22 protein-coding genes and 1 pseudogene are annotated in these 22616 nt (G+C 41.7%); 11 read left to right on the forward strand and 12 right to left on the reverse strand.

All coding sequences use genetic code 11. The features are described 5' to 3' along the window. Positions 1-74: 74 nt before the first annotated feature. Positions 75-1202 carry a glycosyltransferase family 9 protein gene (locus BDE27_RS05130; protein WP_099132961.1) on the reverse strand — a complete coding sequence of 376 codons (1128 nt, stop codon included), beginning with the start codon at positions 1200-1202 and terminating at the stop codon, positions 75-77. Positions 1203-1493: 291 nt separating this feature from the next. Next, on the reverse strand, positions 1494-2453 hold the full coding sequence (locus tag BDE27_RS05135) for a polysaccharide deacetylase family protein (RefSeq protein WP_099132960.1): 960 nt from the start codon (positions 2451-2453) through the stop codon (positions 1494-1496). Between the two features lie 220 nt (positions 2454-2673). Between BDE27_RS05135 and rfaQ the strand changes: the two are divergent. From rfaQ to coaD, 6 genes and pseudogenes are all read left to right on the forward strand, one after another. Then, positions 2674-3742 (forward strand): annotated as a pseudogene (gene rfaQ, locus BDE27_RS05140) (putative lipopolysaccharide heptosyltransferase III). Further along, the gene (locus tag BDE27_RS05145) at positions 3742-4869 is read left to right on the forward strand and encodes a glycosyltransferase family 4 protein (protein ID WP_099132958.1); all 1128 of its coding nucleotides are present in this window, start codon (positions 3742-3744) and stop codon (positions 4867-4869) included. The pseudogene rfaQ and the gene BDE27_RS05145 overlap by 1 nt, the downstream one beginning before the upstream one ends. Further along, complete coding sequence (locus BDE27_RS05150) at positions 4869-5972, forward strand: glycosyltransferase (protein WP_099132957.1); 1104 nt, start codon at positions 4869-4871, stop codon at positions 5970-5972. The genes BDE27_RS05145 and BDE27_RS05150 overlap by 1 nt, the downstream gene beginning before the upstream one ends. Before the next feature lie 104 nt (positions 5973-6076). Beyond that, a complete protein-coding gene (waaA, locus tag BDE27_RS05155) occupies positions 6077-7354 on the forward strand; it encodes a lipid IV(A) 3-deoxy-D-manno-octulosonic acid transferase (protein ID WP_099132956.1) in 1278 nt (425 codons plus the stop codon). Continuing rightward, on the forward strand, positions 7354-8163 hold the full coding sequence (locus BDE27_RS05160) for a glycosyltransferase family 2 protein (protein WP_099132955.1): 810 nt from the start codon (positions 7354-7356) through the stop codon (positions 8161-8163). The genes waaA and BDE27_RS05160 overlap by 1 nt, the downstream gene beginning before the upstream one ends. Then, complete coding sequence (gene coaD / locus BDE27_RS05165) at positions 8129-8611, forward strand: pantetheine-phosphate adenylyltransferase (protein WP_099132954.1); 483 nt, start codon at positions 8129-8131, stop codon at positions 8609-8611. The genes BDE27_RS05160 and coaD overlap by 35 nt, the downstream gene beginning before the upstream one ends. Positions 8612-8650: 39 nt before the next feature. Here the strand turns inward: coaD and mutM are convergent, their stop codons facing one another. From mutM to radC, 8 genes are all read right to left on the reverse strand, one after another. Further along, the gene (gene mutM, locus BDE27_RS05170) at positions 8651-9460 is read right to left on the reverse strand and encodes a bifunctional DNA-formamidopyrimidine glycosylase/DNA-(apurinic or apyrimidinic site) lyase (RefSeq protein WP_099132953.1); all 810 of its coding nucleotides are present in this window, start codon (positions 9458-9460) and stop codon (positions 8651-8653) included. A 123-nt stretch (positions 9461-9583) separates the two neighbouring features. Continuing rightward, positions 9584-10762 (reverse strand): glycosyltransferase family 4 protein, encoded by a 1179-nt coding sequence (locus BDE27_RS05175; protein WP_099132952.1) that lies wholly within the window; start codon positions 10760-10762, stop codon positions 9584-9586. Next, positions 10743-11864 carry a glycosyltransferase family 4 protein gene (locus BDE27_RS05180; RefSeq protein WP_099132951.1) on the reverse strand — a complete coding sequence of 374 codons (1122 nt, stop codon included), beginning with the start codon at positions 11862-11864 and terminating at the stop codon, positions 10743-10745. Before BDE27_RS05180 ends, BDE27_RS05175 begins: the two co-directional genes overlap by 20 nt. 16 nt (positions 11865-11880) lie before the next feature. Then, positions 11881-12870 carry a glycosyltransferase family 9 protein gene (locus BDE27_RS05185; protein WP_099132950.1) on the reverse strand — a complete coding sequence of 330 codons (990 nt, stop codon included), beginning with the start codon at positions 12868-12870 and terminating at the stop codon, positions 11881-11883. Positions 12871-13061: 191 nt separating this feature from the next. After that, the gene (locus tag BDE27_RS05190) at positions 13062-14180 is read right to left on the reverse strand and encodes a glycosyltransferase family 4 protein (RefSeq protein ID WP_099132949.1); all 1119 of its coding nucleotides are present in this window, start codon (positions 14178-14180) and stop codon (positions 13062-13064) included. Between the two features lie 161 nt (positions 14181-14341). Beyond that, positions 14342-14509, reverse strand: coding sequence for a 50S ribosomal protein L33 (rpmG, locus tag BDE27_RS05195; protein WP_010847629.1), 168 nt, complete (start codon positions 14507-14509; stop codon positions 14342-14344). Between the two features lie 11 nt (positions 14510-14520). Continuing rightward, positions 14521-14757, reverse strand: a complete 237-nt coding sequence (gene rpmB / locus BDE27_RS05200; protein WP_038239873.1) for a 50S ribosomal protein L28 — start codon at positions 14755-14757, stop codon at positions 14521-14523. 276 nt (positions 14758-15033) lie between these two features. Next, positions 15034-15726 carry a RadC family protein gene (gene radC, locus BDE27_RS05210; protein ID WP_099132948.1) on the reverse strand — a complete coding sequence of 231 codons (693 nt, stop codon included), beginning with the start codon at positions 15724-15726 and terminating at the stop codon, positions 15034-15036. Between the two features lie 255 nt (positions 15727-15981). On the opposite strand from radC, the gene coaBC reads away from it, so the two are divergent. From coaBC to slmA, 3 genes are all read left to right on the forward strand, one after another. After that, positions 15982-17241, forward strand: coding sequence for a bifunctional phosphopantothenoylcysteine decarboxylase/phosphopantothenate--cysteine ligase CoaBC (gene coaBC, locus BDE27_RS05215; RefSeq protein WP_099132947.1), 1260 nt, complete (start codon positions 15982-15984; stop codon positions 17239-17241). Next, positions 17219-17677, forward strand: coding sequence for a dUTP diphosphatase (gene dut, locus BDE27_RS05220; RefSeq protein ID WP_099132946.1), 459 nt, complete (start codon positions 17219-17221; stop codon positions 17675-17677). The genes coaBC and dut overlap by 23 nt, the downstream gene beginning before the upstream one ends. Positions 17678-17837: 160 nt before the next feature. Continuing rightward, on the forward strand, positions 17838-18437 hold the full coding sequence (gene slmA, locus BDE27_RS05225) for a nucleoid occlusion factor SlmA (protein ID WP_099132945.1): 600 nt from the start codon (positions 17838-17840) through the stop codon (positions 18435-18437). Between the two features lie 243 nt (positions 18438-18680). On the opposite strand, the gene pyrE is transcribed toward slmA, so the two are convergent. Both pyrE and rph read right to left on the reverse strand, forming a co-directional pair. Next, positions 18681-19322, reverse strand: a complete 642-nt coding sequence (pyrE, locus tag BDE27_RS05230; protein WP_099132944.1) for an orotate phosphoribosyltransferase — start codon at positions 19320-19322, stop codon at positions 18681-18683. Positions 19323-19423: 101 nt separating this feature from the next. After that, positions 19424-20167, reverse strand: a complete 744-nt coding sequence (rph, locus tag BDE27_RS05235) for a ribonuclease PH (RefSeq protein ID WP_099132943.1) — start codon at positions 20165-20167, stop codon at positions 19424-19426. Between the two features lie 124 nt (positions 20168-20291). On the opposite strand from rph, the gene BDE27_RS05240 reads away from it, so the two are divergent. Both BDE27_RS05240 and BDE27_RS05245 read left to right on the forward strand, forming a co-directional pair. After that, positions 20292-21155 carry a YicC/YloC family endoribonuclease gene (locus BDE27_RS05240; protein ID WP_099132942.1) on the forward strand — a complete coding sequence of 288 codons (864 nt, stop codon included), beginning with the start codon at positions 20292-20294 and terminating at the stop codon, positions 21153-21155. A 188-nt stretch (positions 21156-21343) separates the two neighbouring features. After that, positions 21344-22609 (forward strand): tyrosine-type recombinase/integrase, encoded by a 1266-nt coding sequence (locus BDE27_RS05245; RefSeq protein WP_099132941.1) that lies wholly within the window; start codon positions 21344-21346, stop codon positions 22607-22609. Positions 22610-22616 lie beyond the last annotated feature (7 nt).

Here is a 22616-nt window from a genome sequence, read left to right on the forward strand (position 1 = left end):
AAATATATATAATACCCTGAGATTGAATTTTCATAGCCCCAGTAAGCCGAGAAAAAACATACTGGGGTAATTCATTAGGACTGAAATATTTTCTTTACAGATTCAATGATCAATTCATCAATATCTTTATTTTCTTGTAATCTTCCATTTTTAGCTAATATTTGAATTGCTTCATCATAACCAGGCCCCCATAATGTTTTATTTGATTCAATATCCTGATAGATTGCAACTAGTGGTTTTTTATATGCAGCGGATATATGAACAATAGACGTATCCGGTGATATTATAAGATCAGCCTGAGAAATCAGGGAAATAGTATGATATAATGACTCGGACTGGTATCTATACACCCCATCAAACTCAGACATATCAATGATGTTTTCATGATCTAAAAAAATCATCTTGATATTATCATAAATATCACTTAACTTTTCCGTTATTCTTTTTAATTGACAAATAGATAGACAACGGTCTATATTTCCTGCAAATGGATTTATGATAATAATTTTTTCCGAATTAACCTTTAAATCATCAATAAGCTTTTTAGTTTCAATATCTATTTCATATGGATAATATAAATCATAACTAAAATCAGTAATACTTATATTCAAACAATCCATTACTGATTCATATGAAAATTTTATATGGCTTTCATTATAATCAAAAAATATTTTTTGATTATAATGATTTATCCATTGTTTTTTATTAAATCCAATTATATTCTTAGCATTTATTTGTTTAAATAAACTTAGTCTGTGAATAGGAGTTTTAAATAAAGATGGATCAACTATAAGATCATAATGATTATTTTTTAGTTTATTTATAGTTTCAAATGGTATATTATGATAATAATCTTCCATGAAAGACGTCAAATCAATATCTTCAGCGAGGTAAATATTTCTAACATAAGGATTGTGTTTTAATATAGCGCAGTTACTTTTAGTTCCCACAACATCAACTTGGTAACCTGACCTATTCAACTCTCTTATCAAGATAGTATCAACTATTATATCACCTATTTTTCCCTCATTGCGTAATAGCAACACTGTTTTTATGGTATCAATATCAAAAATATTTTTTCCCCTTTTATCATAAATCAATTTGGCAATAAGTAATCTTGTATAATATCTTGCATCTTTCATTAAATAATTTCGTTTACGATTCCAAGATCTCAATGTTGCAAATTTTTTATTTTTCTTCACTAAGTATTTCCCAATTAACTATTCTTAATAAACAGCAACTCACAATAGTAGATCACCTTATAAAACCCTTGCACAAATTCCAATCAAAAGGTTCAGTTTTATCATTATTATTAATATTTATTAATTTAAGATAATATCTTAAATTATAAAAAATAATTTTCAATATGCTATGTTAAGTAATTTTAATAAAATATTCATTCTATTTTCCATAATCAATACACCATTCTACAGAGCATACTTATATTCTGAACAACGAGCGGCCCCTCCCCAATAGAGAAATACAGAATTGATTCATTGTTTACATTTCAATCTATAATACTCAGCCAATGTCATCCCCTGTACCAAAGGCTGCAAAAACACAAACAACCCTTCCAAGTCCTGATAAAGCTGCTCAATTTGTTCTTCATTCTGGAAAGTTGGACTCCCTCCCGGCATAAATTCAGAAGAATGCAGCATAAATTCAACATAATCATTGCCAGATGCCAACGTTTTTTGGACAACAGTTTTCATCTGCGCCAAATTCCCGCCTTTTGGTCTTAGCCAATTAACCGACGGAGAACGCTTTTTTCCTCTTAATCGATCATATTTCTGCTTAATGAAATTCATAACTACAGAGTGCTTATATTGAATACTCATCGGTACTTGTAATAACGAAGAATCTCCTTCTTTGGAAATATCCTGTAAATCCATAAAATAAGCATGATCAGGAAAACTGCTATAATCTGTTCCACCATTCCCATCAGGATCCCCCTTGGTAAAGTTCCAATTAACTTTTGGTGTAACAGAACAATCTACTTGATACCCATACTCCACTAATAATTGTGCATAATACTCATTAAATGCCCAACGACCAGCACGATGGCTCAGCATCTTAGTTTGAAGTTTATCTTCCAAAAGATTGGTCATTAAACCAACTTTTTCTTTAATTTGATCTTTAGGATACTCAATCAGATACGGCTTATAGTGCATATCATCGTCAGTAAGAGGAACAATAGGTGGGCTATTCCAGGCATGTAAATGCATACCGATTTCACCCGTATTTCTGGCTATCACATCCTTGGCAAATTCGATATAACCATCATCCATTACCATTTCATAGTTAGTTAACCAAACGGGTTTGAAGCCAAAACGCTCACAGAGATTCTGAAATCTTGGCAAATAACGCGTGTTTTTTGTTGAGATTTGGCCACTATTTTTCCATAGATCATCACCTTCGGTGTCGATCGTGATAATAAAAGCGGGTAATGTCATTGATATGCACCAAAATGTGACAATGATAATTGTCCTAATGGTACGCATAGCAAACAAAGAGCGCAATTAGAGAATACTAATTATCTGTCTGATCCTATTCTATCTGATTGAACATACACTCTATCCAGTGTCATTCTTGGTTGGTGTACTTAAAGATGCCACACTATAATTTTTACATTAAGATCACCATATGACCCTGATATGCTAAAGAACTCAACAAATGATCCCAAAAAAGAATAAAATCAAACGCATTCTGGTGATTAAATTGCAACATCATGGAGATATGTTACTGATAACTCCGGTGATCAGCTCACTAACTCGCCACTATCTAGATGCAAAAATTGATGTTCTCCTTTATCAAGAAACCTTACCGATGCTGGAAAATTCAGCAGAGATTTCCCGTATTTTTTCTATAGACCGCGCGTGGAAGCAACTAGGCACGAGGAAGAAATTATTATATGAGTGGAGCCTACTTAAGACATTGAAACAGCAGCATTACGATTTAGTAATCAACCTTGCCGACCAGTGGAGAAGCGCATTTATTTCCCGTTTTACTGGTGCACCAATTCGATTGGCTTTTAACTTTCCTAAACGACAAAATTGGAAATGGCGTTTTTGTCATACTGAGATTATACCAACAGATAACCATGATTTATTACATACAGTAGAACAAAATCTTTCTATCCTAAAGCCATTGCAGCTTAATTCAATTATCACAAAAGTGACAATGAGTTATAGTGAAGACGATTTAAAATGGATAAAGCAAACACTTTCTAAGTATGGATTTTCAGAAAGATATGTCGTTGTTCAACCTACATCTCGATGGTTTTTTTAAGTGTTGGGATGAAAAAAAAATGGCGCAAGTGATTACTGCGCTACAAAAAGATGGGCATAGTATTATCATTACTTCTGGACCAGACCAAAAGGAATTGGAAATGGTAACCACCATCTTGTCACACTGCCCTGACGATAAAAAGAACATTCTTTCTCTGGCAGGAAAGTTAACATTACCCAAACTTGCCGCTTTGATTGATCATGCTAAATTATTCATTGGTGTAGACTCAGTACCAATGCATATGGCTGCTGCCCTGAAAACGCCCTGCATTGCATTGTTCGGTCCATCCAAACTGACATTTTGGAAACCCTGGCAATCTGTTGGTGAGGTGATTTGGGCTGGCGATTATGGCAATATTCCACACCCAGATGATATAAAAACTTGTACAAACGAACGCTATTTAGATCTGATACCCACAGATGCCATCATTTCAGCAGCAAGGAAATATATTTAATGAAACCATTACGTTTAGCCATTGTCCGTCAAAAGTATCGTCCAGATGGAGGCGCTGAACGTTTTATTTCAAGAGCCCTGGAAGCACTAGAGCACCAGCAACTTGAGCTGAATGTCATTACACGTTCTTGGCAAGGTACAAGTAGCCCCAATTGGCATATCCACCTATGTGATCCCATTAAATATGGAAGAATTAGCCGCGAAAGAGGTTTTGCCAAATCAGCACGGAAATTATGGCAAAAAACACAATTTGATTTGGTTCAAAGCCATGAACGCATTGCTGGCTGTGATATTTATCGAGCCGGAGATGGCGTTCATAAGCGCTGGTTACATCAACGAACCCGTATCTTGCCAACATGGAAAGCACGCTGGTTGTTAAATGATCGGTATCACAGCTATGTTATAAATGCTGAGGCAGAAATGTATGCAGATCCAGCCTTAAAGAAAGTGATTTGTAATGCTGAAATGGTAAAAAGGGAAATTATCGAAGAATTTGGTGTAGCCGAAGATAAAATCGCTGTTATATATAATTCAATTGATAACACAAAGTTTTTTCCTGCTGATGAGCAAACCCGCCTACAACTTAGGCAACAATATCAAATTCCCGCGACAACAAGATGCTTAGTTTATGTTGGTTCTGGTTTTGAGCGAAAAGGATTATCTGCGGCAATCCAAGCCGTCGCAAAAACAGATAGCTATCTATTAGTTATTGGCAAAGACAAAGAGCAGAAAAAGTATCAGGCGCTTGCAAATACGTTAGGGTGTACTCATCGCATCCGTTTTATGGGATTACAAAAAAATACATTGCCCTTTTATCAATTGTCTGACGCTTTGCTACTGCCGACACTATATGATCCATTTCCTAATGTTATCCTCGAAGCTATGGCATGCGGTTTACCCGTTATTACTAGCACAACATGTGGGGGAGCTGAATTCATCATCGAAGGGAAGAATGGTTTTATCTGTGATGCATTAGATATTGAAAAATTAAGGGATTCTGTTTATGGCATCCCTGATAACATATTCGGAACAGATATATCTATTGCCGCCAGAAACCAGATAATCACTGCAACACCTGAAAATTTATCCAAACAATTAATTGATCTTTATCAAAGAGTTTTAATATAGTGAAAGAACATATCCTTTTTATTATCGATGGATTACCCGGAGGAGGAGCTGAAAATGTTACCCTTCGTCTTGCGGCTGGTTTGAGTAAATCAAACTACCAAATTTCCTTGCTTTCACTCAATGCTCAATTGGATTACACCATCCCAGAAGATATTCATTACATCGTCAGCCCTGATGACTATAGAGGGCTACTAAGAAAACTCAATGAGATAAACCGCAGAGCTAAAGCAATGGATAAAGTTTTATTTAAGCTTTTCCAACAAAAAGGTAAACCTGCACTTGTCATATCTAATCTACATAAAACCGACCGTATCGTAGTTAAATCCAAAGCCCTGAAAAACTGTAATGTATGGCATTGTATTCACGGCATTTTTTCTCAATCATACTTAAGCAATAAAAGTGGCTTTTCTTATTGGATAAAAAAGGAAAAGATAAAGAAAGTTTATGAAAATAAAAAAGTTATCTGCGTTTCCGAGGCTGTTAGCAACGATTTACTAAGCAATATTGGGATAAAGCCCAACCAGATAAAAACCATCTATAATCCCTTTGATTTTGAGAAAATAAAAGCGCAGGCATCAGAAATCAATCCTTATCATGGTTTGGATTACATTTTGCATGTCGGGCGCTTACATCAAGTAAAACGTCAAGACCGATTAATAGATGCCTTTGCAAAGGCAAATCTCCCATGCAAACTAATTATTGTAGGCCAAGGTTCCAAAGAAATAGAAGAACACCTTAAAGTAAAAATTGATAAGTACGGGTTAAATGATAAAGCCATTTTGGCTGGCTTCCACTCCAATCCACATCCCATTATCAATGGAGCAAGAGCGGTTGTTATAAGTTCAGACAGTGAAGGATTACCGACAGTATTAATCGAAGCATTAATTTGCCATATTCCTATCGTCAGTACAGATTGCCCTGGTGGCGTTAGGGAGATAATGACGGGCCAATTGAAAAACTATCTGTCTAAACTAGACGCAAATTCTTTGGCAGAAAAAATACAGCTTGCTTACAATATGCCCCCTCAAATTACAGATGAACTGTATGAAAAATTTGAGGCAAACAATATACAAAAGCAATATATTGAATTAATAGAAAAATAGCAGACAGAACACCAAACTATGGTTCAAGGGAAACTGCATTTTACACACTTTCTTCAAGCCAATGTGGTACTATAACCGCAGTCTATGTCAGTGAATTTGATAGAATGTTGCTTCGCTTATATCAGGTACTTCTCTACCTTATCCAACCAATTATCTGGTTACGTCTGCTGCTGCGCAGCCGCAAATCCCCTGCGTACCGCAAACGCTGGGGAGAACGCTATGGCTTCTGCGCTAAAAAGGTGGCCCCAGGTGGGATCTTACTGCATTCCGTTTCTGTTGGAGAGACATTAGCTGCCATTCCGCTCGTACGGATCTTACGGCACCATTACCCTTTTTTGCCCATTACTATAACAACCATGACACCGACAGGTTCTGAAAGGGTTCTGTCTGCTCTGGGCAATGATGTTAACCATGTATACCTTCCCTATGATCTGCCAGGATCAATGAGACGTTTTCTTGATCGCGTAAATCCCAAGCTAGTGATCATTATGGAAACTGAACTATGGCCAAACCTGATTACTCAGTTACACCAACGGGAAATCCCACTGGTTATCGCCAACGCGAGGCTATCAGCCCGATCAGCAGCGGGATACCAGAAAATTGGCAGCTTTATTAAAACCATTTTAAATAAAATCACGTTGATTGCCGCACAAAATCAGGAAGATGGTGAACGCTTTATCGAATTAGGATTAAGACGCTCTCAACTCTCTGTAACGGGTAGCCTTAAGTTCGATATTTCTGTTACACCAGAACTCGCGGCAAAAGCCGTCACATTGCGCCGCCAATGGGCACCGCACCGCCCTGTATGGATAGCAACCAGTACCCATGATGGAGAAGAGACGATTATCCTGGATGCTCATTGCAAACTGCTTAAACAATTTCCTGATTTGCTGTTAATTCTGGTGCCCCGCCATCCTGAACGTTTTGCTAAAGCCGCCGAGTTAACCCAAAAAGCGGGATTAAACGCGATTTTACGCAGTGCTAACACTATTCCTGACGCTAATGTGCAAGTGGTTATTGGCGATACGATGGGCGAATTGATGCTCCTGTATGGTATCGCTGATCTGGCTTTTGTCGGAGGGAGCCTGATAGAACGCGGAGGACATAACCCGCTGGAAGCGGCTGCCCATGCTATTCCTGTTATCATGGGTCCACACACATTCAACTTTAAAGATATTTGTGCCAAGCTGCATAAAGCGGATGGATTGATTACTGTTACGGATAGCCAATCATTAAGTTCAGCTATCAATAGCCTGCTGACAGACGAAGATTACCGACGCTATTACGGCCACCACGCCGCAGAAGTCCTGCATGAAAACCAAGGTGCTCTTCAACGCTTGCTAAAATTACTGGAACCTTACCTCCCTCCAAGGAGACATTGATGATTGCCAAAAAACGCCTGTCCGTTGTCATGATCACCAAAAATGCCGCTGATGTGATTGCAGATTGTCTGCTTTCTGTGAATTGGGCGGATGAAATCATCGTCCTGGATTCCGGCAGCACCGATACAACTTGCCAAATAGCCAGCGAAATGGGGGTAAAAGTCTACTCAAATACCCAATGGCCTGGCTTCGGGCGGCAACGGCAGCTCGCGCAATCCTATGCCAGCGGTGATTACATCTTTATGATTGATGCCGATGAACGCGTAACGCCAGAACTAAAAGCGTCCATTGAACAAGTCCTGGCAAATCCTGATGACAATAAAGTCTATAGCTGCGCACGCCTCAATCTGTTTATGGGGCGATTCATGAAACACAGTGGCTGGTATCCTGATAGGGTTATTCGCCTTTATTGCCGTGAACGTTACCAATACAACAACAATCAGGTTCACGAATCCCTTGATACTCAAGGCGTATCTATCGTGACACTAAGGGGGGATCTGCGTCACTTGACCTGCCGTAACCTGATGGAGTTCCAGCAAAAACAATTAAATTATGCAAGAGAGTGGGCGAAACATCACTACGAGCAAGGCAAAAAAATCCGTTATTTTTCTATAATCAGCCATACGCTGGGCGCATTTCTCAAAACCTGGCTATTAAGGGCAGGTTTTTTGGATGGTAAGCAAGGCCTGATATTGGCAATTGTAAACTCCCAGTATACATTCAACAAATACACTGCACTTTGGGAAATGATTCAAACAAAGGGTAAAAACAACGATGAAAAGAAAAGCGATTTATCCCGGCACCTTTGACCCTATCACTTACGGTCATCTTGATATTGTTACTCGCGCCGCAAACATGTTTGACCATGTTTTATTGGCTATTGCTAATAGTGATAGAAAAAGTCCCATGTTCAGTTTGGAAGAGCGTGTCACGTTGGCAAAAGAAGCCACCGCTCATCTGGAAAATGTCGATGTGGTTGGGTTTAGCGAACTGATGGTTAATTTTGCCAAAAAGCAGCAGGCTAACATCTTAATCCGCGGAGTTCGTTCTGTTTCTGATTTTGAATATGAATGGCAACTTGCCAATATGAATCGACATTTTATGCCTGAGCTGGAAAGTGTCTTTTTATTGCCTTCCCAAACCCTGTCGTTTGTCTCATCATCCTTAATCAAGGATGTTGCTCGCCATGATGGCGACGTTTCATCCTTCCTGTCAGAGCCAGTTGCACAGGCAATGCTAAAGAAATTGGCTAAATAATACCTTATGCGGGGCAATTATTCTCTGCCCCCAATCCGTTTAATGCTGGCACTGACGACAGAAAAATGTACTGCGTTGCCCCAATTTTACACACTCGATTTTCTCACCACATAGCGGACAAAGTTCGCCTTTCTTGCCGTAGACAAACAACTCCTGAGAAAAATATCCCGGTTTGCCATCAGATTGCAGAAAATCCTTCAGTGTCGTTCCGCCTTGCTCAATGGAACGACGTAAAATCTGTTTGATTATATCGGCCAATAGATAGGCTTCTTGCTGCGTTAATGAATTCACGGGACGTTCAGGCAAGATATGTGCAACGAACAACGCTTCGTTGGCATAGATATTCCCAACACCAACAACAACTTTGTTATCCATCAACCAAGATTTGATAGCCGCTTTTTTGTTGCGAGAAACAGTGTAAAGATACTCGCCATCAAACTGGTCAGAAAGAGGCTCAGGACCTAAATGAGCCAGTACGGAGCACTCTTCGAGATTGTCACTCCATAACCACGCACCAAAACGTCGGGGATCGGTATACCGGAGAATTTTGCCATCAGTCATAACCAAATCGACATGATCATGCTTTGCCGGCGGTTGTTCATCCAACAAGACACGCAAACTGCCAGACATTCCCAAGTGGATAATAATCCAGCCTTCCGGCAACTCAAGCAATAAGTATTTTGCCCGCCGTTGAACACTCAACACTGGCCGGTCTGAAAGCGTCATGATTTGCTCGGAAACAGGCCAGCGCAAACGTGAATTCCTGACCTCAGCATATTGAATCACATTACCAACCAAGTGAGGTTCAATCCCCCTTCGACTGGTTTCCACCTCTGGTAGCTCCGGCATACCTACTCCTTGAATAAGTTATCTACGATATTGTTTCTGAGAATATTGCATCTAAGCAGATTACAATACCGTTTTCATGTATCATTTGCAGTCAGATTTGATTGAGATAACAGGGAGAGACACTCACTGAGACAATATTTCCGCTATCACGCCCATAATTAACTTCGCACGCTGATCCCAATTAAAACGTTCTGCAACCAGCCGTTGAGAATAGTCAACTTTCGCCATCATTTCAGCGGGATGATTAATCAGCCATTGAATCTGTTCAGCAAAACTCGCTGGATTTTCACTATCAGCAAAATTTACCGCATTTTCATCAACAGCATCACGAATGGAAGGGAAATCAGAAATAACTACAGGCTTACCCATAGCCATATATTCAAACAGCTTGAGAGGAGAGGTATAGCGACTGCCAATATTGGTTTTCGTCAATGGCAGAACACAAATATCACTATCAGCAATAACCTGAAAGCGTTTTCTGGGTTGGACAAAACCAAGGAAATTAATTTTATCACTTACACCAATCTGTTCAGCAGTCTGTCGCAATCGCTCAATTTGTTCAGTGGTACCACCAGCAATGTTCAGTTCAACGTTATCCAGGTAAGACATGGCTTTCATTACCGTTGGGATACCTTTCCAACGATGTAAACTCCCCAAATAAAGTACTTTTTTAGGAAGCATACTGTTGTAATCGCTGCCGGCAAGCATCTGCTTAGCAGATTCAACCGCCAGCATATCAACCCCATCGGGGGCCACAACAATCGGTGTTTTGACACCGTATTGCTTATAAATATCTTCTCGTAATAGTGAAGTCAGGGCAAAAACAACCTTAGAGCTAGCATAAACCTGCTGTTCAAGTTTTCTCAGTTTATGATATTTACGTTGGTTGCTACGATTGAGCAAATCATGGGATTCTCTAAACGATTGAGAAAATACTTCATGGCTTTCAAAGAAATGAGGAATATCCGAATGATTACACAGCAGGTAATTCGCCATTTTAATATTGCGGGTAAAAAGGGCATCAACTTGATGCTCTTTAAGCCAGCGCGAAACCTGCAAATAAAACAGTTTCTGAGTATTTAGCGGGAAATACCATTTTCTGCGTATATCGTGCAGGGCGATTAACTCCACAGAAGGCGGCAATGACCTGCCAAGAATTTCCTCAACTTGGCTTTGGCCTTTTGGCGTAATCAGGAAAACACTATGCCCCTGACGAGCAAAAGCGTCTACATTCTGCAAAATTTGTAGTGACGCAACCCGATAATCAGGCACAGGATAAGGATCAATATACGCAATTTTCATTATTTTTTATGGCGTTCAATAAACGGCTAGCAGAATGTTGCCAGGTGTACATCGTTTCAATTCTCTGGCGGGCAGATTTCCCCATCTTTTCTCCTCTATCCGGCAAAGATAAAAGATGATTTACCGCCTCAGCAATGGCCATAGCATCACCCGGTGTCACCAAAATACCAGCACGGCCTTCATTACCAACCACTTCCGGTATTCCGCCAATATAGCTGGCAATCACAGGACGTCCACATGCCATCGCTTCAGCAATAGTAATACCAAATGCCTCATCACCAATACTGGGGAAAACACCGGCATCACCCGCCGCATAAAATTCAGGTAATTGATCATGACCAACTGGAGGATGAAAAATGACGGATTTTTCTAACTGCAAAGCAGAAACCCGCTTTTTAAGCGATTTCAAATCTTCACCTTCACCAATAATCAATAATTTTACATCCTTGTTCCGCAACAAAGCCATTGCATCAATGGCGACTTTCATGCCTTTCCAACCAACCAACCTGCCAGCAAACGTTAACAGAAACGTTTTCTCATTGATACCTAATCGAGTTCGGACATCCGAGCCAGATGGTTTGAATTTATCGATATCTACCCCATTATAGATGACGCTCGGAAATTGCTTGAAATGATGCTGAATCTGCCAGGCATTAAAATGGCTACATGCAACCCATGCAGATATTTTTTTACCCAATATCCGATCCCCTTTAAAAAAACTGGTTCCACCACTCATGTAGCAAAACTGGGTATGGGATGTTTCAGGCATCATTCTGGGCCAGAAAAAATCAAAAGGCTTGGTCAAAATCACCCAATCAAAATTTTCAGCAATAACTGTTGCACGGGCATGACGGGCAAAAGAATAACGTTCAACAATACGTTGGAAGCGGCGTCCAATGTTAAGCACGCGTTCTCTGGGAATAAATGGAAAAGTATGAATATGGATATTTCTTTCGCCTAATGCAGGCCGAATATCGCCAGTACCACCGAAAATATGGACTTCATGCCCCGCATCTGTCAGCGACTTGGCTAACGCCCAAACAGCGGTTTGAATGCCGCCGTACGACATGGTAACAGTAACATCGATAAATCCTATCTTCATTGGGTTAATTATCCTTTCATTCATTTTTCAGCAAGTACTGAACAGAATGCCAGACTTGATCTACCGATATTGCTGACATTGTATCTTGACGAGTTGCCTGTCGATAATCTACAGGATGTTCAATTACCACTAATTTTGGATGTTGTTGAGGTGCGAGAAAACGCCCTGGGTGAAAGCAGTGATACAGAGCAACCATTGGTATTCCCAAGGCCCCAGCCAGATGAGTTGTTCCAGTATCAACGCCCACATACAAATTAAGTTGACTCATGATTGCCGCATTTTGCCGCATCGTAGTCTTACCCGCCAATGATGAGCATCTGTTTGTGCCCAATTTCTCAGCCAGCATTCGCGCACTGTCTTCACCATCTTTACTGCCTAACAGCAAAATATGCGCCTGCGGATAATCACGATAAATATGTTGAGCTAATTCGTAAAAATGTTCTACAGGCCAATCACGATAGGCTTTTGCCGGAAAACTCTGTAACTGAAAACCGATTCTTAATTGTCGTTCTATCCCTTGCCGTTGAAGAAAATCTCTGGCGTACTCCGCTTCATACAGGCTTACATTATACTGCAAACGCCAATTACTCACTTCAACCCCAAGTGAATCGATTAACAGCGCCCTTTCCTGTTGGGCAGGCATAAGTTCTCTAGGCCTTGCTATAGCATACTCATTTGGTTTTTTACCAGAGATATCCGAAAAATAAACGGCCAAATTTGCTACACGTTTGGCATACTGCAATAGGGATTTATCCTGGCCATAGACTAATGCCAGATCATAGTGCCGACGAGAAAACCAGCCACACCATTTAGCCTTGCCTTTTGAAAAATCTTTCAATTGATTAATTAAATCGATATTTTCAAGGATTTCTTTTGTTTTTTTATGCACAAATATATCAATATTTGCCTCCGGCCATTTTTCTTTCAGGGCACGAATAACCGGAGTTATTAGCAAGGTGTCACCAAAACGGGCAATATTGATGATTAGAATATTTTGGGGTTGCATAATAATGAATATTAAATTATCAATCCAAAGATTGGAGCACTTAAGGTACTATACAGTAAAGTGAGTCACTGTTCTATTTACGGTTAATAAGCACAATAGGCATACAAAAATAAAGCTAATGATATTTCAAATAGTTAATAAAAAGCATAGATTACTCTGCCAATACAGATAAAAATAATATAAACAAAACATTACCGCTTGCTTTCTATACTGGAATAAAAAATAGACTCCATTTTTTCTAACATATTATCCATGCCAAATAAGTGAATTGCCCGTCGCAGTGAAGCCTCTCCCATTTGTAAACGTAGCCCTGCATCATGAATTAATAAATCTAATCTTTCTGTTAATTGTTCGACATTTTTAGGTTCGATAATATACCCTGTATCGCCATCAATTACAGCTTCTGTAATCGCGCCCACCGATGTAGAGACAACAGGCAATCCACACGCCATTGCCTGCATGATGCCTTGAGGTACACCTTCATTACCAAACGAAGGTAGAGCAAAAATATCCATTGCATTTAAGCAATCAGGAACATCCTGGCGATTACCAAGAAAGATGACACTCTCTGTCAGCCCTTCCTGCTGAACTCGCGGCTCTAAATTCTTTCTTTGGGGACCATCTCCCACAAACAGCAATTGCCAATCAGGATAACGTTGATGGAGAATTTTCCAACTATCAAGCAGGTAACGATGGCCTTTCCACGTTCTCATTGTGGCAACAATGCCCAGTGTTGGCTTGTCTTTGATGCCAATACGCTGACGACTTGAGGACTTACTTTCAGGATGAAAACGTGACAAATCGATCCCTGTCGGCACAGAGGTCATATGAGATAGAGGATAATCATTATGTACATGCAAATATTGGCGTAGTTTTTCTCCGGTTGTCACAATATGCTGACCAGCGTGTAAATACAGCCAACGAGTCGCAATGGATTTTGAAACATGAGTCGAAACATGGCGGGTTCGGACTATCGGAGGCATACCTTTTAATGTGGCACATGCCGCAGCCACCAGCCAAGAATCAGTAGAACTATGGGTATTGATTACATCGAACTGGCGACCTTCTGTTTTTAGCCAATGACGCATTGCCCGAAGACAAGAAAGACGTTTTTTTTCAATTGGGAGCGCCACAACAGACACACCATAATGATGAGCTTCACGGTAAAGGGTTGAAGTTGGACAACAAACGATAACCACATGGTGTCCGCGCTGTATCATGCCCTGAGACTCTGTCAGGATACGAATTTCCTGCCCTCCCCAACCACACGATGATTCTGTATGTAAGATATTCAAGGTCTTTCTAACCATTTTAGCGCTACACCTGACGGTTCATAATTAAAAAAACGGTAGTATAACTGAACAATGCATAGGTCTACACGCATAGCCCAATTTAAAATAAGCTACAGTGGCATTATCAACAGATATAAAAAAGCCCAGCATAATGCTGGGCTTTTTATAATCCACTAAAATTATTTAATTTTAGCTTCTTTGTACATAACATGCTGACGAACAACTGGATCGAATTTTTTCATTTCCAGTTTTTCAGGCATAGTACGCTTGTTCTTCGTAGTGGTATAGAAGTGACCTGTACCAGCGGAAGAAACTAGCTTGATTTTATCGCGAATACCTTTAGCCATTTTTCAGCTCCTTAGTACTTCTCACCACGGGCACGCAGTTCGGCCAGAACTGTGTCGATGCCTTTTTTGTCAATCACACGCATACCTTTAGCAGATACACGCAGAGTTACAAAACGTTTCTCAGACTCAACCCAGAAACGGTGAGAGTGCAGGTTAGGCAGAAAACGACGCTTAGTCGCATTTAATGCGTGGGAGCGGTTGTTACCACTCACCGGACGCTTGCCAGTAACTTGGCAGACTCGGGACATGTCTATTCTCCAAAAATCAAATCAGCTCGAGCTTTGTATTGGGTGTGACCGCCTCGTCAGGCTTAGGAGCCCATCTCAGCAAACTTTCTTTACTGAAAAGAGGTTACTGAAAAGAACGTCACTGAAAAGACTCACATTTTCCCAGTAAAAAAACTTACTGAGATAGGCTCTTCTCGTCAAACCCAAGATCCTCAAAGGTGGCGTAGTATACGCCCTCATTCGCTGATGCTCAAGTCCCGAACAACTAAGATCTGATCGTATCGCGAAAAAACAGTATCAAATCCAACCTCTTTCCATAAATGAGACACAAGATTGCTTGCCAATAACGATATGATCCAAAACTTTAACGCCAACCAAGTCACAAGCCTCAATAATTTTTTCTGTCACCAATTTATCTGCCAAGCTAGGTTCTGGATTGCCGGAAGGGTGATTGTGCGCAAGAATAATTGATACGGCATTCACTTTAACCGCCTGTTTCACAATTTCACGCGGGTGAACTTCAACTTTGTTTATCGTTCCTTTAAACATTTCATCATGGCAGATAACTTTATTCTGGTTAGTTAAAAACAGTACCACAAATATCTCCCGATCTTGCCAGGATAATAAATCCTGCAAATAATTCTGGGTTATCGTGGGGCTGTTCATGATATCTTCATGGATAAATTGACTGGAGAAAAATCGTTTTGCCAGTTCAGATATCGCCTGCAATTGGACATACTTGCATCGTCCCATGCCTTTATGTGCACAAAAGTCATCGTAATCCGCAGATAGAAGGTGATAAAGCGAACCAAATGATTTCAGCAGATATTCTGCCATTTGTACGACATGAACCCCCCTGGAACCTGTACGTAAAAAGATAGCCAATAATTCCGCATCTGTTAGGGAAACAGCCCCATAAGCCAATAATTTCTCCCGGGGAAGAAGATTTAAATGCAATTCATCGTTTCTTTCCATTACCGTTAAATCCATAATTTCCTCCCCCTTCAATATCCTTTGTTCCACTCCCTTGCCCTATAGTCCCCCATAACGATGGGTGCCATCACTCACCTACATTTCGCACCTACTATTCCATGATGAAAAAATTGCCGCCAGCTCGACTTGCAAGGCTTGCGCAGCGCTTCGCAAACTTGCCATTTTTGGCTGTCTAAATAGGGAAGGTTCTCAACGCAATATTTTCTTGTGATAGAATCTTAAGGAATTGCAACTGACATCTGGACAATCAAAATGACAGGATTTTCCGGCAAACCACTTTCTGATAATCCGCTTTCTGGTAAACAACTTTCTGGTAAACAAATAGTCCTTGGAATCAGCGGAGGGATCGCCGCTTACAAAACTGCCGAATTGGTGCGCCGTTTGCGTGATCGTGGTGCCCAGGTACGCGTTGTCATGACTCCCGCAGCAGAAGCTTTCATCACTCCACTGACCTTACAGGCAGTATCTGGTCATCCCGTCTCAGATGATCTTCTGGACCCCGCTGCCGAAGCCGCCATGGGGCATATCGAACTGGCAAAATGGGCTGATTTAATTATTCTCGCGCCCGCTACTGCTGATCTGCTGGCTCGTCTGGCCGCAGGCATGGCGAATGATTTAGTCACCACAATCTGCCTGGCTTCCGCTGCATCTATTGCTGTTGCCCCCGCAATGAACCAACAAATGTACCGTGCACAGGCCACCCAGCATAACCTGAACGTACTTAAAGAGCGTAATGTATTGATTTGGGGCCCCGCTGAAGGCAGCCAGGCATGTGGTGATGTAGGGCCAGGGAGAATGTTGGAACCGATGACTATCGTCGAACGGGCAATGCAACATTTCAACACCGAGCAAAATCTTTCTGGTCTACACATCGCTATTACCGCAGGACCAACCCGTGAAGCCTTGGACCCCGTCCGTTTCATCAGCAATCATAGCTCCGGTAAAATGGGTTTTTCCATTGCACAGGCCGCGGCAGAGCGTGGTGCTGAAGTGACATTAATTACCGGCCCCGTTAATTTACCCACACCACAAGGCGTTAAACGCATTGATGTCAGTAGTGCACTGGAAATGTATGAACAAGTTCAAGCTACCGTAACCTCACAGCATATCTTTATCGGTTGCGCTGCCGTGTCTGACTATCGTTTCAGGCAAATCTCAACAGAGAAAATCAAAAAGCAGGGTGATGAAATCACATTTACACTGGTGAAAAATCCTGACATTGTAGCGAGCGTTGCGGCCATGGAAAAAAATCGTCCATTTGTCGTTGGATTTGCAGCCGAAACCCAGAATGTGGAAGAATACGCCCGCGGAAAACTCAAGCAGAAGAATCTGGACTTGATTTGCGCAAATGACGTATCCCTGGCCGGACACGGTTTCAACAGTGATACTAACGCATTACATCTATTCTGGCATGATGGTAGTGTTCAGTTACCCCACAGTGGTAAATTACAACTCAGCCACCGCTTATTAGACGAGATACTCAAACGCTATGATGAAAAAAATCGACGTTAAAATCCTTGATCCCCGCATCGGGCAAGAATTTCCTTTACCGACTTATGCTACACCTGGCTCTGCGGGTTTAGATTTACGTGCTTGTCTGGATAATGCAGTGGAACTGGTTCCTGGCCAAACTGAACTTCTGCCAACTGGGATTGCTATCCATATTGCAGATGAACAATTGGCAGCAGTTATTCTCCCCCGCTCTGGTTTGGGTCACAAGCATGGCGTTGTTCTGGGTAATTTGGTGGGACTTATCGATTCGGATTATCAGGGACAATTGATGGTTTCAGTTTGGAACCGTGGTGATAAAACTTTCATCATCGAACCAGGCGAACGCATCGCCCAAATGGTTTTTGTGCCCGTTGTACAGGCTGAATTTAATTTGGTTGCAGATTTTGAGGCAAGCCAGCGCGGCATGGGTGGATTTGGCCATTCCGGTCGTCAATAATTTTCCATAAGGCCTGATACCGTCAACCGATTTTTATATTTTTTGCTCACAATGTTTTTGATAACAATGGCTTTTGACAACAATCGCTTTTGACAGCAATAACGTTGTGGCAAAAAATAGCTGGATTTGTTTTGCTGTTTTAGCAGGGGTCTTAGCAGACATGGCAGAAAAAGAACGTACAAAAAAGAAAAATAGACGTGAGGAAATCTTGCAGGCACTGGCACATATGCTGGAATCCAGTGATGGCAGCCAACGCATTACGACTGCAAAACTTGCCGCAAACGTTGGTGTTTCTGAAGCAGCCCTTTACCGTCATTTTCCGAGCAAAACCCGGATGTTTGACAGCTTGATTGAGTTTATTGAAGATTCCTTAATTTCACGTATCAATCTGATCCTGCAAGATGAAAAAGACACCATCACACGTATTCGGTTAATCCTCGTCCTGCTTTTGGGTTTTGCAGAAAGGAATCCGGGGCTGACCCGTATTATGACTGGCCATGCGCTAATGTTCGAACAAGACAGATTGCAAAATCGCATCAACCAGCTATTTGAGCGAATTGAAATGCAACTTCGCCAAATTTTAAAAGAGAGAAAAATCCGTGATGGGCGAGGATTCACTTATGACGAGTCTGTGTTGGCATCACAGTTACTGGCGTTTTGTGAAGGGATGCTCTCCCGTTTTGTTCGCTCTGAATTTCGCTATCGCCCGACAACTGAATTTGAAGTACGCTGGCCATTGATATTGACCCAACTGCAATAATCTAATCCACTACAATAGATTATCGCAGCATCGTAAGTTCATATCTTTATACAGTGAATGATAACGTGCGGATTTTTTATTGAGTTGTGTTAATATGTTCCGGCTCATTGAGTTCACTACTAAGTGACTTAATAATGGCATCATTGTCGCAATCCTTACCATATAGATAGATGCCATTTCTACTACTCACCCCGCCCATCTTGGGCGAGGGATTTTTTTTCACTCACCCCAGATTACTGACCATCAAATACCGTATTCTTTGCGATAAGCTTCTACCGCTTCCAGATGAGATTGCATCTCTGGATTTTCGCGCAAATAACTCACCAAATCATTCAAAGTAATGATGGAAAAAACCTGGCAATGGTAGTCACGTTCGACTTCTTGAATCGCTGAAAGCGTTTCACGCCCGCGTTCCTGACGATCCAGGCACAAAATCACACCGGATAGCATTGCTCCGTGCTGCTTAATGATTTCCATTGACTCACGAATCGCCGTACCTGCGGTAATGACATCATCCACAACCACAACATTACCTCGCAGAGGGCTACCAACCAGCGTTCCACCTTCACCATGATCTTTAGCTTCTTTGCGGTTAAAACAATAAGGCATATCGATATCATGATGTTCAGCCAATGCTACTGCGGTAGTTGTCGCAATCGGGATCCCCTTATAAGCCGGTCCAAACAGCAAATCGCACTTCATTCTGCTATCTAGCAATGCTGCTGCATAGAAACGACCAATCAACGCCAAGTCACGTCCGGTATTAAACAGGCCCGCATTGAAAAAGTACGGGCTTTTGCGACCAGATTTCAGCGTAAACTCGCCAAATTTCAGTACCTGTCTTTTCAGTGCCAGCTCAATAAATTCGCGCTGATAGGCTTTCATTGGGGTTACTCCTCTTTGATCTCTTGTCATTCATTACTATATTGCAGGTAAATTTATTGCAGGCATAAAAAAGGCGACTCTTCAGCCGCCTGATTTATTTATTATTTTAATGGATCTTGTTCTAACGCATCTCGCTGCGCTTTGAAAATCGTATCCAATCCCTCTTTTGCCAATGAGAGCAATGAGAGCAACTCATCATGGCTGAACGGTTCACCTTCTGCCGTACCCTGCACTTCAATCATTCTGCCATCTTCCATCATGACGATATTCATGTCAGTTTCAGCCGCAGAGTCTTCGATATATTCCAGATCACAACGTCCTTCACCCTCAACGATGCCAACAGACACTGCCGCAACCATTGCTTTTAGTGGGCTTTCTTTCAGTTTGCCTTCTGCAACTAGCTTATTTAGGGCATCGACCAGTGCCACACAAGCGCCAGAAATAGCCGCAGTACGAGTACCGCCATCCGCTTGAATCACATCACAATCCAGCGTAATAGTGAATTCACCCAGCTTTTTTAAGTCGATGGCAGCACGTAATGAACGTGCAATCAGGCGTTGGATTTCCATCGTACGGCCCGTTTGCTTGCCTTTAGCAGCTTCGCGCGCATTACGGCTATTGGTTGCTCGTGGCAACATGCCGTATTCGGCGGTGATCCAACCTTGTCCCTGGCCTTTCAAAAAACGGGGAATTCCTTCTTCAACGGAGGCATTACATAACACTTTGGTATCCCCAAATTCCACCAGAACAGAGCCTTCTGCATGTTTGGTGTAATGACGGGTCATTTTAATAGGACGCACCTGCCCTGCTGACCTTCCTGCTGGACGCTTTCCTACTAAGCTCATAGTGTGATCTCCGTTGTTCGTACATTTTAGGGGCGCATTATACGGCCTAAAGCGGCGAATGCCTATCCTGCATCTACACAGAGCGCTATAATCCGCACATCATTTTATAAATTGGGAACGAATTATGATCCGTAGTATGACTGCTTTTGCACGGAGAGATATCAGGGGAGATTGGGGAAATGCAGCGTGGGAACTGCGTTCTGTCAATCAGCGTTACCTGGAAACCTATATTCGCCTGCCAGAGCAATTCAGAAGCCTTGAACCTGTCATCCGTGAGCGCATTCGTTCCCGCCTGACGCGCGGCAAAGTGGAATGTAACCTGCGTTTTGAGTTAGATACTTTTGCTCAAAATTCCTTGATCCTGAATGAAAAACTGGCAAAACAACTGGTTGAAGCAGCAAGCTGGGTTAAACAGAAAAGTAATGAAGGTGAAATTAATCCGGTAGATATCTTACGCTGGCCGGGTGTGATGTCTGCCGAGGAGCAGGATTTAGATGCTATCAGTGCACAATTGTTAGCAGAATTAGATCTGACGCTGAATGCTTTTATCCAGAGTCGTGAAACCGAAGGACAAGCACTCAAGACACTGATTGAGCAGCGTTTGGATGCGGTAACTGTGGAAGTGACTAGAGTCCGAGAACAAATGCCGGCAATTCTACAATGGCAGCGCGAGCGCTTACAGACCAAGCTGGAAGAAGCACAAATTCAGTTAGATAATAACCGCCTTGAGCAAGAGCTAATTTTATTAGCCCAACGTATTGATGTGGCAGAAGAATTGGATCGTCTGGATGCCCATGTCAAAGAGACACGTAATATCCTGATGAAAAAAGAAGCCGTCGGCCGCCGACTGGATTTTATGATGCAGGAATTTAACCGCGAATCGAATACATTGGCTTCAAAATCAATTAATGCGGATGTGACAAATTCTGCAATTGAGCTGAAAGTACTGATTGAGCAAATGCGCGAGCAAATCCAAAATATTGAATAACGTTTCATAACATAGCAGAACATACCACAAAGCCAGAATACACCTTGTGTTTACTGGCTTTTTTACTATCAGAGCATTGCAGAGCGAATCACAATAGCGCATGATTATCGGGTACACCTAGGTGTACACCTAGCTATTACGAATGTGATTTAGGTGTACCCACCCATTTTTATATTGGAAATTGCACAATGCCAAAGCTCACAGATAAACAAATAAGAGCATGGATAAAGTCAGGTGAACGGTTCGAAGGGAAAGCGGACGGTAACGGCTTATATTTATGCTATAGAGAAAACTATCAGCACCCTGTTTGGCGATTTAGATATAAATTTGCCGGAAAGCGTCGTGCCGTCCTGATAGGTTCATACATTGATCTATCACTATCAAAAGCGCGAGAACTCACCAGAGAGCTATCAGCGCGTGTTTCTTTGGGTTATGACGTTGCTATGGAAAAGCAAGAACGTAAAGCCGAAGCACTGGCAAAGATTGAAGCTGAAAAGAACGCTATCAAAGTATCCGATCTCGCGGCTGAATATTTTGAACGTCAGATACTTCCACGTTGGAAACATCCCGACATACTCCGTAGACGAATAGACAAAGACATTAACCCTCGTATCGGCAATATGAAGATCGAGGATGTGAAACCCCGCCATATTGATGAAATGCTAAAAAGCATCGTTGATAGAGGTGCTCCAACCATAGCGACAGACGTTCTACGATGGGTTAGGCGCATATTTGATTATGGTATCAGGCGTCAGATCATTGATGTAAATCCCTGTTCAGCTTTCGAGGTTGCAGACGCTGGCGGGAAAGAGGTATCACGCGATAGATGGCTAACCAGAGAAGAATTAATCATTCTGTTGAGGACGTTTAGAACATCTACAATCAGCCGTCAGAATGAAATCAGCTTTAAGATACTACTTGCCCTATGTTTACGGAAAATGGAGCTATGCGGCGCACGATGGGAAGAATTCAACTTTAAAAAGGCTGTCTGGCACTTTCCGGCAGAACGCAGCAAGAACGGTGATGCGGTAGATATTCCACTGTGTCCACAAGTTATAGAGTGGTTCATGGAGTTAAAGGCTATGGCCTGTGGTAGTAAGTACGTTCTACCAGCAAGAAAAATGCAACATCGTATGATCCCACATATTCAGGAAACTACCCTGTCCGTTGCGCTTGCCAAAGTCAGACGAGCAATACCTATTGATATGCCTAACTTCACTATTCACGACTTTAGACGAACTGCCAGAACCCACTTAGCCGCATTAGGTGTTGATCCGTTTGTTGCTGAACGTTGTTTAAATCACCGCATAAGAGGCGTTGAGGGTATCTATAACAGGCATGATTACTTTGATGAGCGCAAGGCCGCATTAGCTCAATGGTGTGATTTGCTGGTGGCGCTGGAGAAAGGCGAAGATTACAACGTGATCCCACTGAGTATACGAAAAGCAAAATAGCCAAGTT

Source organism: Xenorhabdus ehlersii (assembly GCF_003610465.1).
Lineage (GTDB): Bacteria > Pseudomonadota > Gammaproteobacteria > Enterobacterales > Enterobacteriaceae > Xenorhabdus > Xenorhabdus ehlersii.

Bases quoted from the DNA above. Each gene is read 5' to 3' on its own strand.
- BDE27_RS05135 (WP_099132960.1), bottom strand. From the start codon at position 2,453: ATGACATTACCCGCTTTTATTATCACGATCGACACCGAAGGTGATGAT.
- BDE27_RS05145 (WP_099132958.1), top strand. From the start codon at position 3,742: ATGAAACCATTACGTTTAGCCATTGTCCGTCAAAAGTATCGTCCAGAT.
- waaA (WP_099132956.1), top strand. From the start codon at position 6,077: ATGTTGCTTCGCTTATATCAGGTACTTCTCTACCTTATCCAACCAATT.
- BDE27_RS05160 (WP_099132955.1), top strand. From the start codon at position 7,354: ATGATTGCCAAAAAACGCCTGTCCGTTGTCATGATCACCAAAAATGCC.
- coaD (WP_099132954.1), top strand. From the start codon at position 8,129: ATGAAAAGAAAAGCGATTTATCCCGGCACCTTTGACCCTATCACTTAC.
- mutM (WP_099132953.1), bottom strand. From the start codon at position 9,460: ATGCCGGAGCTACCAGAGGTGGAAACCAGTCGAAGGGGGATTGAACCT.
- BDE27_RS05175 (WP_099132952.1), bottom strand. From the start codon at position 10,762: ATGAAAATTGCGTATATTGATCCTTATCCTGTGCCTGATTATCGGGTT.
- BDE27_RS05180 (WP_099132951.1), bottom strand. From the start codon at position 11,864: ATGAAGATAGGATTTATCGATGTTACTGTTACCATGTCGTACGGCGGC.
- BDE27_RS05185 (WP_099132950.1), bottom strand. From the start codon at position 12,870: ATGCAACCCCAAAATATTCTAATCATCAATATTGCCCGTTTTGGTGAC.
- BDE27_RS05190 (WP_099132949.1), bottom strand. From the start codon at position 14,180: ATGGTTAGAAAGACCTTGAATATCTTACATACAGAATCATCGTGTGGT.
- rpmG (WP_010847629.1), bottom strand. From the start codon at position 14,509: ATGGCTAAAGGTATTCGCGATAAAATCAAGCTAGTTTCTTCCGCTGGT.
- rpmB (WP_038239873.1), bottom strand. From the start codon at position 14,757: ATGTCCCGAGTCTGCCAAGTTACTGGCAAGCGTCCGGTGAGTGGTAAC.
- radC (WP_099132948.1), bottom strand. From the start codon at position 15,726: ATGGATTTAACGGTAATGGAAAGAAACGATGAATTGCATTTAAATCTT.
- coaBC (WP_099132947.1), top strand. From the start codon at position 15,982: ATGACAGGATTTTCCGGCAAACCACTTTCTGATAATCCGCTTTCTGGT.
- dut (WP_099132946.1), top strand. From the start codon at position 17,219: ATGATGAAAAAAATCGACGTTAAAATCCTTGATCCCCGCATCGGGCAA.
- slmA (WP_099132945.1), top strand. From the start codon at position 17,838: ATGGCAGAAAAAGAACGTACAAAAAAGAAAAATAGACGTGAGGAAATC.
- pyrE (WP_099132944.1), bottom strand. From the start codon at position 19,322: ATGAAAGCCTATCAGCGCGAATTTATTGAGCTGGCACTGAAAAGACAG.
- rph (WP_099132943.1), bottom strand. From the start codon at position 20,167: ATGAGCTTAGTAGGAAAGCGTCCAGCAGGAAGGTCAGCAGGGCAGGTG.
- BDE27_RS05240 (WP_099132942.1), top strand. From the start codon at position 20,292: ATGATCCGTAGTATGACTGCTTTTGCACGGAGAGATATCAGGGGAGAT.
- BDE27_RS05245 (WP_099132941.1), top strand. From the start codon at position 21,344: ATGCCAAAGCTCACAGATAAACAAATAAGAGCATGGATAAAGTCAGGT.